Below are 15,669 nucleotides of genomic sequence, written 5' to 3' on the forward strand. Positions count from 1 at the left end.
GCCGGTTGGAATCTATCCCCATCCTGAAAACCGGCGCGGCCGCTCTGGGTCGCGTCACCAACACGCGTTACGCCCATGAGTACCACATCTGTTCCCGCTCAATCGATCTTAAACGTCGCGGCTTATAAGTTTGTCGCGCTTTCGGATCTCCCCGATTTGCGAGCCACGTTGCTGGCCGCTCTGAAATCGCTGGGCCTCAAAGGGACGATTCTGCTGAGCCCCGAAGGGATCAATCTATTCCTGGCGGGCGAACCCGACGCGGTCCGCGCGATGATCGATCGGCTGCACAGCTTCCCCGAATTCGCAGATCTGGAATTCAAAGAGAGCCTCAGCGACCACCAGCCGTTCAACCGAGCGCTCGTCCGCCTGAAACGCGAGATCATCGCGTTTGGTGTCGATGGGATCGACCCAGCCCATCGGACCAGTCCCAAGCTGCCGGCGCAGCAATTGCGTGAGTGGTTGGATCAGGGACGCGAGGTGACTCTGCTGGATGTTCGCAACGATTACGAAGTCGCTCTGGGAACGTTCGAGAACGCTACGCCGATCGGCGTCGATCACTTTCGCGATTTCCCCGACGCGGTAGCTAAGCTGCCCGAAGAGGCCAAGGACCGTCCGTTGGTGATGTTCTGCACCGGCGGAATTCGCTGCGAAAAAGCGGGTCCGCTGATGCAACGCGAGGGTTTCAAAGAGGTTTACCAATTGGAAGGTGGAATTCTTAAATACTTCGAAGAGGTCGGCGGAGCTCATTACCAAGGCGACTGTTTCGTCTTCGACCAACGCGTCGCCGTCGACCCCAACTTGGAAGAGACCGACACCGAACTCTGTTACGCCTGCCAAGCCACGCTGACTCTCGAAGAACAGCAATCGCCGCACTACGTCCCCAGTGTCTCGTGTCCGCATTGTTACAAGCCCGAAGATCAACAGATTGTCGACCAGTGCCAGAAACGCAATCGAGCGATCTTGGCCGCGACCGATCCGCTGCCAGGCAGCACGCCGCAAGATAACATCCGCCCGATCTGCGTTTCCGAAAAGTGTAACGGTCTGGCATTGATCGACCTGTTGGATCGAGCCCATCCGCACGTGGGACGCGATGTCTGGCAAGCGCGCTGCGACGCGGGACTGCTGCGTTTGGAAGGCGAACCTGTCGACGGACAACAGATCGTCGCCGCCGGTCAGCGGTACCAACACGTGATCCCGGCGGAAATCGAACCCGATGTGAACCCAGCGATCGAGATCTTGTACGAAGACGCAGCGATCGTCGTCGCCAACAAACCGGCTCCGCTGCCGATGCACCCATCGGGACGATTCAATCGCAACACGCTGACATCGATCTTGAAGACGGTCTACCATCCGGAGCAACTGCGGATCGCACACCGCTTGGACGCCAACACCAGTGGCGTCGTGGTTCTCTCGCGATCCAAAGCTGCCGCCCGGCAGATTCAACCTCAGTTCGAATCGGGGAAAGTCAAGAAGACCTACCTGGCTCGCGTGCACGGCCATCCCGCCGAAGATTCGTTCGAGTGCAACGCAGCGATCTCTGCAGTCCCAACGCAAGCTGGTCTGCGAACGATCGATGAAGCCGGCCAAGCCTCGGCGACGCGGTTCGAAGTCCTAAAGCGACTGGACGACGGCACGACACTGCTGCAAGTCACTCCGCTGACAGGCCGCACCAATCAGATCCGCGTTCACCTGTGGCACCTCGGATTCCCGATCGTCGGCGACCCGGCCTATCTCACCGACGGCAAACTAGGCGAGACGCAAACGCTCGCCGTCGACGCCCCCACGATGTGCCTGCACGCATGGAAGCTGCAGTTCTCGCCCGCCGGGAACGACGAAACCGTCGAAATGACAGCCCCCCAACCAGCCTGGGCAAACTAGATCCGAACCGCGTCAGTCTTCAAGGCCGGAGGCCGACATACGAACTTGTGCCGGCCTCCGGCCTTGTGTTTGTGAGGTCCTTGATTCCGGTGGCTCACACCACCGGCAAAGTATGTGCCGGCCTGCGGCCTAAACAGGTCCCAACTTTATGGTTGCCCTCAGCCCAAAACTCACCACAAGAACTGCCAGCGGCACAAGCCATCAACACTCGGCCCGAACAAGCTTCCAAGGCCGGAGGCCGACAAATCTAATGCCGGTGGTGTAAGCCACCGGTACGGCACAGCCGCCACCCCATCAAGGCCGGAGGCCGACACAACTTTGTGCCGGCCTCCGGCCTTGTGTTTTCATGATGGCCTTAGTTCCGGTGGCTCACACCACCGGCAGAGAATGTGCCGGCCTACGGCCTAAATAGGCCCCAACTTTTTGGTTGCCCTCAGCCCCAAACGCGCACGAAGAACTGCCGGTGGAGTAAGCCACCAGCACTCGGCCCGAACAACCTCCTCAGGCCGGAGGCCGACAAATCTAATGCCGGTGGTGTAAGCCACCGGTACGGCACAGCCGCCACCCCATCAAGGCCGGAGGCCGACACAACTTTGTGCCGGCCTCCGGCCTTGTGTTTTCATGAGGCCCTTAGTTCCGGTGGCTCACACCACCGGCAAAGTATGTGCCGGCCTACGGCCTAAATAGGTCCTAATTTTTTTAGTTGCCCTCAGCCTAAAACGCGTCAGAAGAAACGCCAGACCAGTACTCCTCCCGAACAACCTCCCAAGGCCGGAGGCCGACACATCTAATATCGGTGGTGTAAACCACCGGTACAACAGCCCGCCCCCCCCTCAGGCCGGAGGCCGACAAATCTAATGCCGGTGGTGTAAGCCACCGGTGCGGCACAGCCGCCAGTCTTTCAAGGCCGGAGGCCGACACAACTTTGTGCCGGCCTCCGGCCTTGTGTTTTCATGAGGCCCTTAGTTCCGGTGGCTCACACCGAGCCCTTCCAAGCTAGCATTTCGGGGCTCTTTGGTCGAGGATTCTAGCTGTCGATTCATGGTTACCACGATTTCCGCTTTTCCTTTTCGGTGGTGGCTTCTTGGGGCCTCGGTGACTCTTTCGGTATTGACTGAAATCGAGTTTCCGAGCGACGTCGACCAACTCCTTGGCGAGCTGTTTGAGGGTTAGGTTGCCATAGACTGAATCAAACTCCTTTTCAGTCACAGCCGTCATGAACCCCTTCCACGATTCAGAGACGTCGTTGGCTGCATAGTAACTGGAAACCTCGTCGGCTAAATCCGCGTCATCTGCTGCACAGCCAATCGATGTTTTCATCACGCTTATTAGGTTGTACATCATCATCGACATGCAAAAACTGAACAGGGCCGCTTGAGGATATCCAAGCGTATTTATCTCACTGTTCAGTGTCGTGGCAAGATGCTGGAATGCGGTTTCGATATTCCATCGCTTGCGATAAGCATTCGCCACGCTTTTCGCACTAACCCGTGAGGGAAGATTGGTCAAAACGTGAACAGCGGTGTCGCCTTTGCGGGTTGGTGTGTCGAGTTCGATCGTGACCCGCCGCGGGCAAATCGTACGCCCTTTATAGGTAAACGCAATCGTCTGTTCGTACAGTGTTCCGCCGTCACAACGCCCGATTTCCCGGCGTTCTCCTTGCGATTCCCAATTTGGTAACAAGCCCTTTGAATGACGAAAAACAAAGAAGGCTTTCTTGTCCAAGGCAATCGTGGTCATCATCTTCTGTGAAGCAAAATGACGGTCGCCGATCCAGACATCCCCCTTTTCAACAAGCTCAAGAATCTCCGGATGTAGCGTGGCTTCGTTGGCATGCCCATCGCGACTAAGAATCACATCGACAAGCAATTTCTTGTCGGGATCTAAGATAGGGATAGTGGTGCCAGGCAAGGCGGCTGCGCCGAGGGTCCGAAGCTCTTTGATTCGATGCTCGGTCCCAGCGAGATGGTTGCCGTCGATGATCCGTGTCTTGTAACCGCTCAACACAGGCGGTGGTTTGGGACCTTCGAGATGGTCCCACAACTGCGAAAGCTCGGCCGCCGTTTCACTTACCAAGGCGCGGCTCACTTGGGTCTCGATACCTTGCAGCTTGTTGTAAACGGATGTGACAGAGACTTTCAGTTTTTCTTTGTGCTTTTTGTAAGCCGCATTGACCGAAGGTTTGATGTTCAAGGCAACACAGGCCATGATGTCAGCGACCGATGAGAACAGGAGTTCACCGCATCTTTGAGAGCCTGCGTGAGTGGCAAATAGAGTGTCCATTCGCTCGTCGCTGAGCAGATGATTGAGCACCAGTCGAGTGCCCATCGCCACAGGGCACTCATTTTTGAAGCGATCAAGCAGTTCATCAACAGTCATCATTCCACCTCGTTTCGCGTAACTTCCGATACATAAGCTACTTAGATATCAGTGCAAAACGGATGCCGAAGCATGCCCATGCTAGCTTGAAAGGGCTCGGCTCACACCACCGGCAAAGTATGTGCCGGCCTACGGCCTAAACAGGTCCAACTTTATTAGTTGCTCTCAGCCCAAAACGCGCCAGAAGAAACGCCAGACCAGTACTCGTCCCGAACAACCTCCCAAGGCCGGAGGCCGACACATCTAATGCCGGTGGTGTAAACCACCGGTACGGCACAGCTACATGTATTTCAAGGCCGGAGGCCGGCACATCTAATGCCGGTGGTGTAAGCCACCGGTGCGGCACAGCTGCCATCCCATCAAGGCCGGAGGCCGACACAAACTTGTGCTGGCCTCCGGCCTTGTGTTTTTATGAGGCCCTAAGTTCCGGTGGCTCACACCACCGGCAAAGTATGTGCCGGCCTACGGCCTAAATTAGGTCCCAACTTTTTTAGTTGCCCTCAGCCCCAAACGCGTCACAAGAAACGCCAGCGGCACAAGCCACCAACACTCAGCCCGAACAACCTCCCAAGGCCGGAGGCCGACACAGGAACTGCCGGTGGTGTAAGCCACCGGTGCGGCACAGCTACATGTATTTCAAGGCCGGAGGCCGGCACATCTAATGCCGGTGGTGTAAGCCACCGGTACGGCACAGCCGCCACCCCATCAAGGCCGGAGGCCGGCACAAACTTGTGCCGGCCTCCGGCCTTGTGTTTTTATGAGGCCCTAAGTTCCGGTGGCTCACACCACCGGCAAAGTATGTGCCGGCCTGCGGCCTAAACAGGCCCCAACTTTTTGGTTGCCCTCAGCCCCAAACGCGTCACAATAAACGCCAACCGCACAAGCCACCAGCACTCGTCCCGAACAACCTCCCAAGGCCGGAGGCCGACACACGAACTGCCGGTGGTGTAAGCCACCGGTGCGGCACAGCCGCCAGTCTTTCAAGGCCGGAGGCCGGCACAAACTTGTGCCGGCCTCCGGCCTTGTGTTTTCATGAGGTCCTTGATTCCGGTGGCTCACACCACCGGCAAAGTATGTGCCGGCCTGCGGCCTAAATAGGTCCCAACTTTATTAGTTGCCCTCAGCCTAAAACGCGTCAGAAGAAACGCCAGCGGCAAAAGCCACCAGCACTCGGCCCGAACATTCTCCGCCTCAGGCCGGAGGCCGACACACGAACTGCCGGTGGTGTGAGCCACCGGAACACAGCCCAAACAACCTCCTCCTCAGCCCGGAGGGCGGCACAAGAACTGCCGGTGGTGTAAGCCACCGGTGCGGCACAGCGGCTATCCCATCAAGGCCGGAGGCCGGCACACGAACTGCCGGTGGTGTAAACCACCGGAACACAGCCCAAACAACCTCCTCCTCAGCCCGGAGGGCGGCACAAGAACTGCCGGTGGCATAAACCACCGGTGCGGCGCTCAAACGCAACGGGCTACTACGGCTTTTTCCGCTCGGCTTGCAACGCTTCGATCGCTGCTTCGACCTGTTCCAACTGTTCGTGAACCGACAGCGAAAGATCGACGAACAGGATTCGTTTGCCTCCCAGTTCGCACCATCCGGTGGCCGATCCGCCTAGCCATTCGCTGCGGACGACGAAGCCCAGTCGCTTAGCCGTCGCGATGGCTTTGCCTAACCGATCCAGGGCGAATTGAGTCGTCGATTGGGGCGACTGGTTCGTTGCGTTTGTCATCCGTGCTCTCGTTAAGCTATCCCGTCCTTGGAAGATGTAGGGATTGTAGACGTCGGTCGTACAGTTTTCCAAGAGAGTTTGACGATAAATCCAAACATGCCGTCGCCAGTACCCGCTTTTAAGCCAGTCGCGCCTGCCCAAAATTTGACCCACAAGGACGTTGATGTGACTTCGACTCAAACGGACCACGCACTCTCCGACCAAGAAAAAATCGCTTATCTAACGCACCAGTTGCAACAGTCGCAAGCACTTGCGTCGCTGGGTGAATTGACGGGCACCGCCACCCACGAATTCAACAACGTGCTGATGACGATCCTGAACTATGCCAAGTTGGGGATCCGGCACAAAGACGAAGCGACTCGCGACAAGGCGCTCACCAAGATCTTGGCCGCCGCCGAACGGGCTGCAAAAATCTCGCAGACCATCCTGGCGACCGCTCGCAACCGCAGCGACGATTTTGAACCGACCGATCTGGCCAGCATCATCGAAGATTCGCTGATGCTGCTGGAACGCGAACTGCGACAATACCGCGTCTCGGTCGAAACCGATCTGCAGGACGTGCCAGCCGCTCGAGCCAACGGCAACCAGATCCAACGCGTCCTGTTGAACCTGGTCATCAACGCCCGCCAGGCGATGCCCGAAGGGGGCACGGTCAGCATCGGGCTGAAGACCAACGCCGAAGCCAACGAGGTCCTGCTGACGGTGCGCGACAGCGGTTCAGGCATCCCGCAGGACCAGCTGCCAAATATCTTTGAGCCCTTCTTCTCGACCAAGTCGGGGCCCGATGCGTCGGGCAAGGGCGGGACCGGGCTGGGGCTGTCCGCATGCCGCGATATCATTCAAGAGCATGGTGGCCGGATTCGCGTCGAGAGTACCGTCGGCCGCGGCACCGCGTTTATCATCCGCTTGCCAGTCGCTAGCAAAAGCGAAAGCGCGGCGGCTTAACCGCGGCGAATTGCGGAATCACGCAGCCCGTGCGGCGGCAGGAGCCGATTCGGCCATCTGCCGCAGTTCTTCGGCAATCGGTCCGGCCAACATCGCTTCGATCTGTTGCAAGCAGATCCCGGCCCGATAGCCATCGATCACGCGATGGTCGCAGATCAGCGTGACAAGGCAGTTGCCGTCGTCGTCGATCGGGCCGTAGCTGAGGCTGCTGGAGAGGACCGTGGGATGGAACCGGTTGTAGGTGCCCAGCCCAGCCACCGACGACATCGAAAACGTGCCAACCTCTTTGGCTCGCGAGCGGCCGCTGAAATTCAGAGCCAACCCCCACACCAACCGCCGAATCGGCATCGGCATCCGCGACAAACGGTGTTGGGATCGGAAGGCGACCTCGATCGGCTGGCTCTTAAAATCGTCCAACTGTCTCTGGATCTCGGCCAGCGTCTGCTCTTCGACCCGGCGAATCCGAGCCCAGCACAGCCGATCCTCTTCGCCGTCGAAGCGGTGCATCGCGATCGAAGCGACCGAATGGTTGTGTTCGTATAGATGCGGCCAGGGGAGCCGATAATAGGTCTGCCGCAGCTGAGGCTGATCGGCAGCGGCCAGAGCAAACGCTTTGGTGAAGATCGCAGCCCAAGAGACCCGCGATGGCGATTCGCTGCGAGCCTGGGCGACTTGGGAAAGATCGACATTCCGTTCCGCCGGAAACAATGGCATCCGCCGCGAGATCGCGCAGACATCGAGAACCAACCGACGGTTTTTGCTCAAACTGCGCCAATGTCCCTTCTTCATCTTCGCCACCGACTTCCTTGCCCCATCGATCAGAATCATCCCGCAACCGGCGGCGATTCTGTCAAAACCGAGCGTTCAGAGCAAACCCGATCTGGCAATCTCGCAGGGTGAATCACTTTCCCAACTGGAACGCCAGAGGGAACAGTCCCCCGACGCCTCAGCGAGGAATTCACGCGGCCCCTCGCTTATGCGTCGGGTTACCATTAAGCCCCAGACTCTGGCAGTAAATTGCCCTGGAAAAATCTCGGCCGCCCCAGCTAACCTTTGCACGGCGGCGGATCGGCGATATTAGACGCCGTGATCGGGCTGGACCGACATCGCCCGCTCGACATCGACGGGGAATTTCAGCTGATTTTTCTGCTCTTCTTCGTTCAGCGACTCCCACAGCTGGCGGAGATTGGCATCGATCGGCGCCTGGTCGATCGTCTGCTCGTAGCTGCCTGGCGGGACCATCGGCCGCCCCTGCGGCGGGGTACGTTCCTCGGCGATCGCGGGCCAACCGGGGCGCAGCCCGATCGTGCGGTCGATCGCCAGAGAGATCAGCAGCGTCGCGGTCGCAAGCAGCATCGATGCGAGGGCGAGCGAAATAATACTGCGGGTCAATTCGCGGTTCATGGATATCTGCAAAATGATCGCCCGGGATCGGGGCGGTATCGGGTGGATGTTTCTCTCCACAGCATACCCCATCATTCCAGTCGACGCCTGGGGCGATCCCACAACCGACAGAGCGATCTACGCGTTTCCCTCCCTCTAACACCGCACACACCGACCAGCCGCCAGGGGAAGTCACTGTTTGAGTCCAGGCACGATCGGTCACCCAACGCGCCAGCGAGGCACCCCGTAAGTTCCTCGCTTACGCGTCGGGTTACCAATTTCCTCGGGCGCTCCCACTTGAAAAAACGATTCGCCCGGCGCGATCCGCGGTTTCCAGGTGGTGGAAACGGCGCAGCGACCTATAATGTGTCCGCCTTATTGGATCAGAGATTCTAGGACTGAACATTTCCCACTGCACGGAGTACCCCCTTGGTGTCGGACACGATTGAAAAAACCGTAATTATCGGCAGCGGCCCCGCTGGATGGTCAGCAGCAATTTACGCAGCCCGCGCCAATTTGAATCCTGTCGTTTACGAAGGAACCGTCCGTCCGGAAATGATTCCGTTGGGACAACTGGCCTTTACCACCGAAGTCGAAAATTTTGCAGGCTTCCCAGCCGGTAACATCCGCGCCTTTGTCGAATCAGCTGTCGACAAGTCGCGGCACTGGAACCTGCCACCAGCTCCCGAGGGGCACGAAAAAGATGGCCAACCGCACTACGCGGTCCAAGGCGTCGAATTGATGGAGCTGATGAAGCAGCAAGCCCTCAACTTCGGCACCCGCGTCGTCAGCGACGATATCGCCAGCGTCGATTTCTCCGGCGACGTCCACACCCTGACCGCTGGCAATGGCGACACCGTCAAAGCCCACACGGTAATCATCGCGACCGGTGCCCGAGCCAACTACATCGGCCTCGAATCCGAGGACGCTTACAAGAACAAGGGAGTCAGCGCGTGTGCGGTCTGCGACGGCGCTCTGCCGCTGTACCGCAGCAAACCACTGGCCGTTGTCGGCGGTGGCGATTCGGCTGTCGAAGAAGCGACCTATCTGGCCAACCTCAAAGGCGCCGACAAGATCTATCTGATCGTCCGCCGCGATGAGATGCGCGCGTCGAAGGTGATGCAAGAGCGTGCTCTGAATCATCCTAACATCGAGATGTGCTGGAACACCGTCGTCGACGAAGTCCTCGGCGACGGCAAACTCGTCAACGCCCTGCGACTGCGTAGCACCGTCGACGATTCGACGCGCGAGCTGAAGGTGGGCGGGATGTTTGTCGCGATTGGGCACACGCCCAACACCGCCTTCCTCGGCGGCGCGGTCACGATGAACGACAAGGGCTACATCCAGTGGACCAAGCCGTTCCGCACCAACACCAACGTCGAAGGTGTGTTTGCCGCCGGCGACGTCGCCGACGACTACTACCGCCAAGCGATCACCTCGGCCGGCACCGGCTGCATGGCCGCCCTGGACGCCGAGCGTTACCTGGCCGAAAAGTAGCCACCGCCCGCTTTCAAGCGAAACAAGAACAACTGCAAACCGGTCCGCGCAAGCGACCGGTTTTTTTATGCGCCCAACCACCAACCGCCCCCCTCGTTTCCCCCGCCCCGATCAGCCGCCACGCGTTAGCGTCCGGTTCTTTCCCATAACACCAACGCAACCGCGTCACCATTCTGCATCCCGCCCCAACGAAAAAACATCCGTGCCATCGCCGCTGCCACGCCATATAATGGGTCGAGAGAGGGAGGTACCAACGCGATGAAATCAAACCACGATCCTGGCCGTTCGTTTTTTCGTCACGAAAACATCTTCTGGATAGTCACGATATCCGTCGCCATCGCGATCGCCCTGCTAATCGTCCGCCGCGTGCTGTAGCCAATGGAACGACGCTTGCCCCACAGCGCGGACGTTCGCCACCGATCGTTGAAACACATCGCCCCACGCTGCGGGGCTCCCTTGCTGCAACTGCCCCCCTGTCACCGTGCTTGCATTACCACGAACGACGGGTAGAATTCCATCCAGCTGGTAACGAGAGGGAACACATTGCTCGGCGTCTGAAATATGGCCCCAAGCACCAAAGCCCGCCGCAGTCGATCGAATTGGCCAAAGGTAAGTCGTTCCACGCGAGTTCGTCGCAGAGATGCCTACACAGCATGCAAACTCCCGAGGACGATCCAAAGCCACCAATTCTCACTAGCAACACGGGTGAGAAACAGAGTTAGGGCTTCGAAACCGCATGAAGTACATTGCACCAAAAGCACTTGAAACGAAGTACACATGCCCTCATTGCAGTGCGATCGCTCAGCATCGATGGGCAACATGTTCGCCGAAGCTTGAAAACTACGTCGATCATCAATGCGCGATTCGCATCGGTCACTGCACGAACTGTGGTGAATACACAATTTGGCATTGGGAGGATTTGATTTACCCCAATCACGGCACCGCGCCACCACCGAACCCGGATATGCCAGAGCCCGTCACCAAATGCTATCAGGAGGCCGCAGGAATATGTTCTGTTTCACCGCGTGGTGCTGCGGCGTTGCTTCGTTTGGCACTTCAAGTACTTTGCGGCGAACTTGGAGAGAAGGGCAAAAACATCAACGACGACATTGCGGCGCTGGTAAAACGTGGCCTTCCCCCACAAGTGCAGCAATCGCTTGACATTGTTCGCGTTACCGGAAACAGCGCTGTCCATCCGGGCCAAATCGACACTGACTCACAAGATGCTGTCACGACACTATTCACTTTACTGAACGTAGTTGTTGACTACATGATTACACTCCCAAAGCAGATCAGCGATACGTACGGGAAACTACCCCAACCGGCAAGGGATGCAATTGCAAAACGCGACAAATAGGCCCTAACAATGGGATGAACGGGAGGGCTCAGCGCAGTCGGTTCTGAAGTCAAGTCTTCTCCTCGCCCCCCCGTTATCCCGAACGTTCTATTGCTCAATTCCCTAGATAATTGTGTATGCCCAAAGCCCCCATCACGGAACGAATCAATCGCCGCGGTGTCGCCGTTGCGATGGAAACATTCGAATCCCTCGGATTCGCATTTCGCGAGCAACAAGAGTGCGACTACGGCATTGACGCTCACGCAGAACTAATCGAATCCAGTACACCAACAGGCCGTTTACTCGGGATTCAACTCAAGACCGGCGAAAGCTACGCCGCCGAGTTGAAAGACGATTTCATCGTATTCCGTGTTGATGCAGAACACGTGGACTATTGGTTGGGCCATTCACTGCCGGCAATTGTTTGCATCTGTGATCTGGAATCACGCAAGATTCTCTGGCAAGCAATCACCGACGATACGGCGATTTCTACTGGGAAGCACTACAAGTTTCATATCCCTACCTCTCAGGTGGTTGAAACCAGGACCGTTCCAGCGTTTCGCGATCTGTTGACGCCGATCGTGTCCGCCGATCGCTATACCATCTTTAAAACGGACGATACTAGCCATGGCACGGCAAAACGGTATTCGTTCGACATTGTTATCAATGGTACGGCATCGAAATCGGAAATCGCCTCGATTGTTCGACGAGTTACAACCGATGGCGCCCAGCGGCGATATCATCGCAATCACCTTGTCGAGGGTCGTTGGGGGGACTCGGACGCACACGTAGTCTGGGCTTTCGTTTACCCCAGCGCTGAGGATCAGGCACGCCGCAATCATTTCTGTCGAAGCATCTGGATCAACGAATCGCTAGACCAGTCCGCACGTCCAATGGGGTTTGATGGGGAAAATGTTGGTGGCAACGTTGTTATAGATTGGAGCGCGAACTACGACCTCTTGGCGAAACATACATCAGAGAACACGCTGAACAAAGAAAACTATCTGAAGCAAGTGATGGGTCCGTTCGACAAGTTGAAACAGTTGCTCCCGCAGCTTGAATCCAGCCTACAGAAGCTGAAGGCCAAGACGATCTCCGAAGACGTATTCCTCACTACAACTGCTGACGCGCGCAAACGGACTAGTGAACTATGCACTGAGCTACTTGATGTTGCATTGGCTCCATTTGAATGCAAAGCATTCGACGAAAAGCTCGAATGTTTCGTTGTCAATATGGACAACATCGTTCTTCATTACTCAGATCGAGGACTGAAGACTTGGACGGAAGACAACCGCCTGTACCTCGCCTTAAAGCAATGCTCTTACGCAACGGAGCACTTGGGCGAAATGGCATACGAATTGAAAAAGATCACGTAGACCGCGACAGAACAATGGCATGAACACGGAGCCGCCGACAGCGAGTTTTCAAATGGAGCTTCAACCGCGATGGCCCGGTCATTCTTGACGTTATGTCACCAATCAAGCTGAGCGGCAGCCCACCGGACCAGAAAAGTTCCAGGACTCAAATTCGTGATTCGTTAAACCTTCTCTGCTTCAAGACCGTTTCTGTCCCCCGGCTAAAAACTCGCTCTGAACCTGGACAACTTCCATGGATATCAAAATCATTCCTTCGTTGCAGCTTCGGTTGCGCGACATACCGGCGGATGAAGCGGAGATGGTTGTTATCGAAGAGTTTGCGTTGACGTTCGACGGCTACGCGTTCTGGGATGAGCAGGGAGAATCGTGCTTCGATGAAGCCAAATCGGACTGCCAGTGCCTCGACCACCTCCGCACTCGATTGTTCTTCGCTCAACGCGCCGGCCGCCACAGCGCCGGGCTAGAACGCGAAAGAGCGGTCCCCATCCTCCGCGCCCTCCGAACCGAACTCTCCGCCCCCACTGCAACCATCTGCCGCCACGAAGCCAAACCTCACCAGCCACCTGCTGAGTAGGCTGATAGGCAAAGAAGACGGTGGTCCCTCGCCCATCTGCCCCCGTAGTGGACGAGGTCACGAGTCCCGCATGCCGTAGTGGACGAGGTCACGAGCTGTCGATTACCCACAAGTCATTGGTCTGGTCCGAAGGCTTGCCAGCAGAGGGCGAAGTCGAGCATTCGCCGCGTGCCTCGCCAGATCACTTCGGCTCCCGGCGGACCGTCGCCTTCGCGGTGATTGTAGCCGCCAAGGGTCGCAAGGACCGGGATGAATTGTGACAGCTCAGGAGCTTGCTTTGGGGGAGCCGTCTTTTCCACCACTTTCCAGACCGACTTCCATTCCGCTTCGCTGAAGACGACATCACAGGGAAGCTCTGGACACTCGCGGCCTAAGAAGGTCACAAACATGATCCGCCATGCGATCACTTTGTAAAACATCAACGCGCGGATCAGTCGGTCTCTCGCTTCGAGTTGAATCTCTTCGACCCGACAGCCAGTTTTGAAAACTCGAAAGAATACTTCGATTGGCCAACGAGCCACATACAAATCCACAATCCGCAGCGTCTGGGCAATCGTGTCGACCGGCAGAGAACTCAGTAACAGCCAGTCGACTTCGGTTCCGTCGCCTGGGCCATCGATCTCGCTCACCCAAACGACACTGATCTCGACCGGCGGCATCGAAGACTGCTTGTTGTGTGGCGCACGAAGAGTCATCCGTTTCGCTCGAATTTCTAACTTCGCAGTGCGTGCTTCACGGCCGGGGTGTTGTTTGTTTCCTGATCCTTTGGTTCGCTTGGGCGTTTGGGGAAGCTGGACTTCGCGGTAAGCGACCGGCTGGGCGGATGCGATTTCGGCACGCATTTTCTTATAAGCCGCAGGCCCGCCATCGGGGTCTTTCTCCGGCAACGAGCGTTTTCGCTGCGAGCGAATGACGAACTGAGCCGGTGTTTCATGCTGATCGGCTTCGACGAAAATGTCGTAGATGTCTCCTTCGCGATCGGCCAGCGAAACGATCTGAGTTTCAGGACATTTTCCGGCGATCTCGCAGGCCTTGCGATAACCATCGAGCCATCGTTGCCCTTCGCCGGTGTGTAGGGGTTGGCCTTCTCGCTTCTTGCTGGTGCCGAGCGTTTCTTTGTCGCGATCGTAGAACTTAACACCGACCACCCCGAGACAAAGTTTCTCCGGCGTGAAGGCGATGTGGGAATGATCGTAAAGTCCGCGGCGGCCTAAGCGATCGAGATTGCGGACGCCTTCGGGCGGATGCGCGGTGTAGTCCAGTTCGGTGGTATCTTGTGCGATGCAAACGGTGTCTTGGGCTTTGATTCGTTGGAGTGTCTTTTCAGCGTGAGCCCCGAGAATGGCTTCGGGATCGACGTTGGGGTTATCGAATAGACGGTAGGCGGCTTTGGTTTCGTCCCAGCCACTGCAAGCTTCGTTGATACTGGCCGAAGGGTTGGCCGCCAGCGAGGCGAGCAACGCTTCGGCTCGATCGTTGAGACGTTTGTCTCCAAGTTGAATATCTTGAAATTCGTATGCGATACTGGTCGGTTGCATGGTTTCACCTTGAGATTCCATTGTGCAAAATGAAATACTACAAGCGCAAATACCGTGCCAAAACGAGCTGTTTTTGCGGCGACTTGTGGGTAATCAACAGGAGGTCACGAGTCCCGCATGCCGTAGTGGACGAGGCTACGAGTCCCGCATGCCATCGCCCCAAACCCCGTGTCCGAAGGAATATTTCGCTCAAGGACTCGTTGCCTCGTCCACTACCGATCCGGCGGCAGCCTCAGAGGTCACAGAGTCTCGCCTGCATTTCTCGGTGATCTCGGTGGCTGATGCGTCGAACCGGATCGTTTAACCGCGGTGGCAACGCCCCGCGCGTCCATGAGGCTCGACGCGCGGCCCGTTGGGCACGCGGTTAAACGATTTGCGGTGGCTGCGGAATCACAAACATCCCGCAGGGATGCAAGATGGTAGCCGGAGGTCGTCGCGCAGCGGCGCACCTCCGGATCGCGAGCCCCGATCGCGCCGCGCAATCCCAACGGGATTGCAGACCGGTCTGCGCCCCCGTCGGGGGCGGCGATCCATTGCATTACCGTTTCCGGTGGCATTCGCTACGCTCAGACCACCGGCTACCTTCTGCGATCCCTGCGCGATCCGGTTTTGTGGCTAACGCGTCGAACCGGATCGTTTAACCGCGGTGGCAACGCCCCGCGCGTCCATGAGGCTCGACGCGCGGCCCGCTGGGCACGCGGTTAAACGATTTGCGGTGGCAGCGGATTCTCACGATCCCGCAGGGATGCTAGACGATAGCCGGTGGTCGTCGCGCAGCGGCGCACCTCCGGTATGCAAGCCCGATCGCGCAGCACAATCCCAACGGGATTGCAGACCGGTCTGCGCCCCCGCCGAGGACGACCAGCGATTGCGTTGTCGTTTCCGGTGGTATTCGCTACGCTTACACCACCGGCTACCTTCTGCGATCCCCTCTGCGGGGCCGGATTTGTTGCTGGCCCGGTAAGCTGCTCGTATTCGCCGCGATCGACTTCCTCTGGATGCTGTTTGGCAATACCGCCAACCACAACAAGGTC

11 protein-coding genes are annotated in these 15,669 nt (G+C 57.6%); 6 read left to right on the top strand and 5 right to left on the bottom strand.

What is annotated here, in order from left to right; translation table 11 throughout:
* Positions 1–75: 75 nt before the first annotated feature.
* Positions 76–1,878: a sulfurtransferase gene (locus CA51_RS18940; protein WP_145122769.1), complete on the top strand. Its 1,803-nt coding sequence runs from the start codon at positions 76–78 to the stop codon at positions 1,876–1,878.
* A 996-nt stretch (positions 1,879–2,874) separates the two neighbouring features.
* On the opposite strand, the gene CA51_RS18945 is transcribed toward CA51_RS18940, so the two are convergent.
* Together CA51_RS18945 and CA51_RS18950 are read right to left on the bottom strand one after the other, a co-directional pair.
* Positions 2,875–4,257 carry a transposase gene (locus CA51_RS18945; RefSeq protein ID WP_231745780.1) on the bottom strand — a complete coding sequence of 461 codons (1,383 nt, stop codon included), beginning with the start codon at positions 4,255–4,257 and terminating at the stop codon, positions 2,875–2,877.
* 1,474 nt (positions 4,258–5,731) lie between these two features.
* Positions 5,732–5,986, bottom strand: coding sequence for a hypothetical protein (locus CA51_RS18950; RefSeq protein WP_145122771.1), 255 nt, complete (start codon positions 5,984–5,986; stop codon positions 5,732–5,734).
* Positions 5,987–6,151: 165 nt separating this feature from the next.
* Here CA51_RS18950 and CA51_RS18955 point away from each other — a divergent pair, with 165 nt between their 5' ends.
* A complete protein-coding gene (locus CA51_RS18955) occupies positions 6,152–6,931 on the top strand; it encodes a sensor histidine kinase (protein WP_420821471.1) in 780 nt (259 codons plus the stop codon).
* Positions 6,932–6,949: 18 nt separating this feature from the next.
* Here CA51_RS18955 and CA51_RS18960 read toward each other — a convergent pair whose 3' ends face one another.
* Positions 6,950–7,759 carry a hypothetical protein gene (locus tag CA51_RS18960; RefSeq protein WP_145122773.1) on the bottom strand — a complete coding sequence of 270 codons (810 nt, stop codon included), beginning with the start codon at positions 7,757–7,759 and terminating at the stop codon, positions 6,950–6,952.
* Positions 7,760–8,008: 249 nt separating this feature from the next.
* Complete coding sequence (locus CA51_RS18965) at positions 8,009–8,335, bottom strand: hypothetical protein (RefSeq protein ID WP_145122774.1); 327 nt, start codon at positions 8,333–8,335, stop codon at positions 8,009–8,011.
* A 411-nt stretch (positions 8,336–8,746) separates the two neighbouring features.
* Here CA51_RS18965 and CA51_RS18970 point away from each other — a divergent pair, with 411 nt between their 5' ends.
* The 4 genes from CA51_RS18970 to CA51_RS18985 all read left to right on the top strand — a co-directional run bounded on the left by CA51_RS18970 (position 8,747) and on the right by CA51_RS18985 (position 13,097).
* Positions 8,747–9,811 carry an FAD-dependent oxidoreductase gene (locus CA51_RS18970; protein ID WP_145122775.1) on the top strand — a complete coding sequence of 355 codons (1,065 nt, stop codon included), beginning with the start codon at positions 8,747–8,749 and terminating at the stop codon, positions 9,809–9,811.
* 736 nt (positions 9,812–10,547) lie between these two features.
* Entirely contained in the window at positions 10,548–11,168 is a 621-nt protein-coding gene (locus CA51_RS18975; RefSeq protein ID WP_145122776.1) for a DUF4145 domain-containing protein, read from the top strand.
* A gap of 116 nt (positions 11,169–11,284) precedes the next feature.
* On the top strand, positions 11,285–12,523 hold the full coding sequence (locus CA51_RS18980) for a DUF4365 domain-containing protein (protein ID WP_145122777.1): 1,239 nt from the start codon (positions 11,285–11,287) through the stop codon (positions 12,521–12,523).
* A gap of 232 nt (positions 12,524–12,755) precedes the next feature.
* Positions 12,756–13,097 (top strand): hypothetical protein, encoded by a 342-nt coding sequence (locus CA51_RS18985; RefSeq protein ID WP_145122778.1) that lies wholly within the window; start codon positions 12,756–12,758, stop codon positions 13,095–13,097.
* A 113-nt stretch (positions 13,098–13,210) separates the two neighbouring features.
* Here CA51_RS18985 and CA51_RS18990 read toward each other — a convergent pair whose 3' ends face one another.
* A complete protein-coding gene (locus tag CA51_RS18990) occupies positions 13,211–14,635 on the bottom strand; it encodes an IS4 family transposase (protein WP_197451311.1) in 1,425 nt (474 codons plus the stop codon).
* Between the last annotated feature and the right edge of the window lie 1,034 nt (positions 14,636–15,669).

Origin of the sequence: Rosistilla oblonga (genome assembly GCF_007751715.1) — a bacterium.
GTDB lineage: Bacteria > Planctomycetota > Planctomycetia > Pirellulales > Pirellulaceae > Rosistilla > Rosistilla oblonga.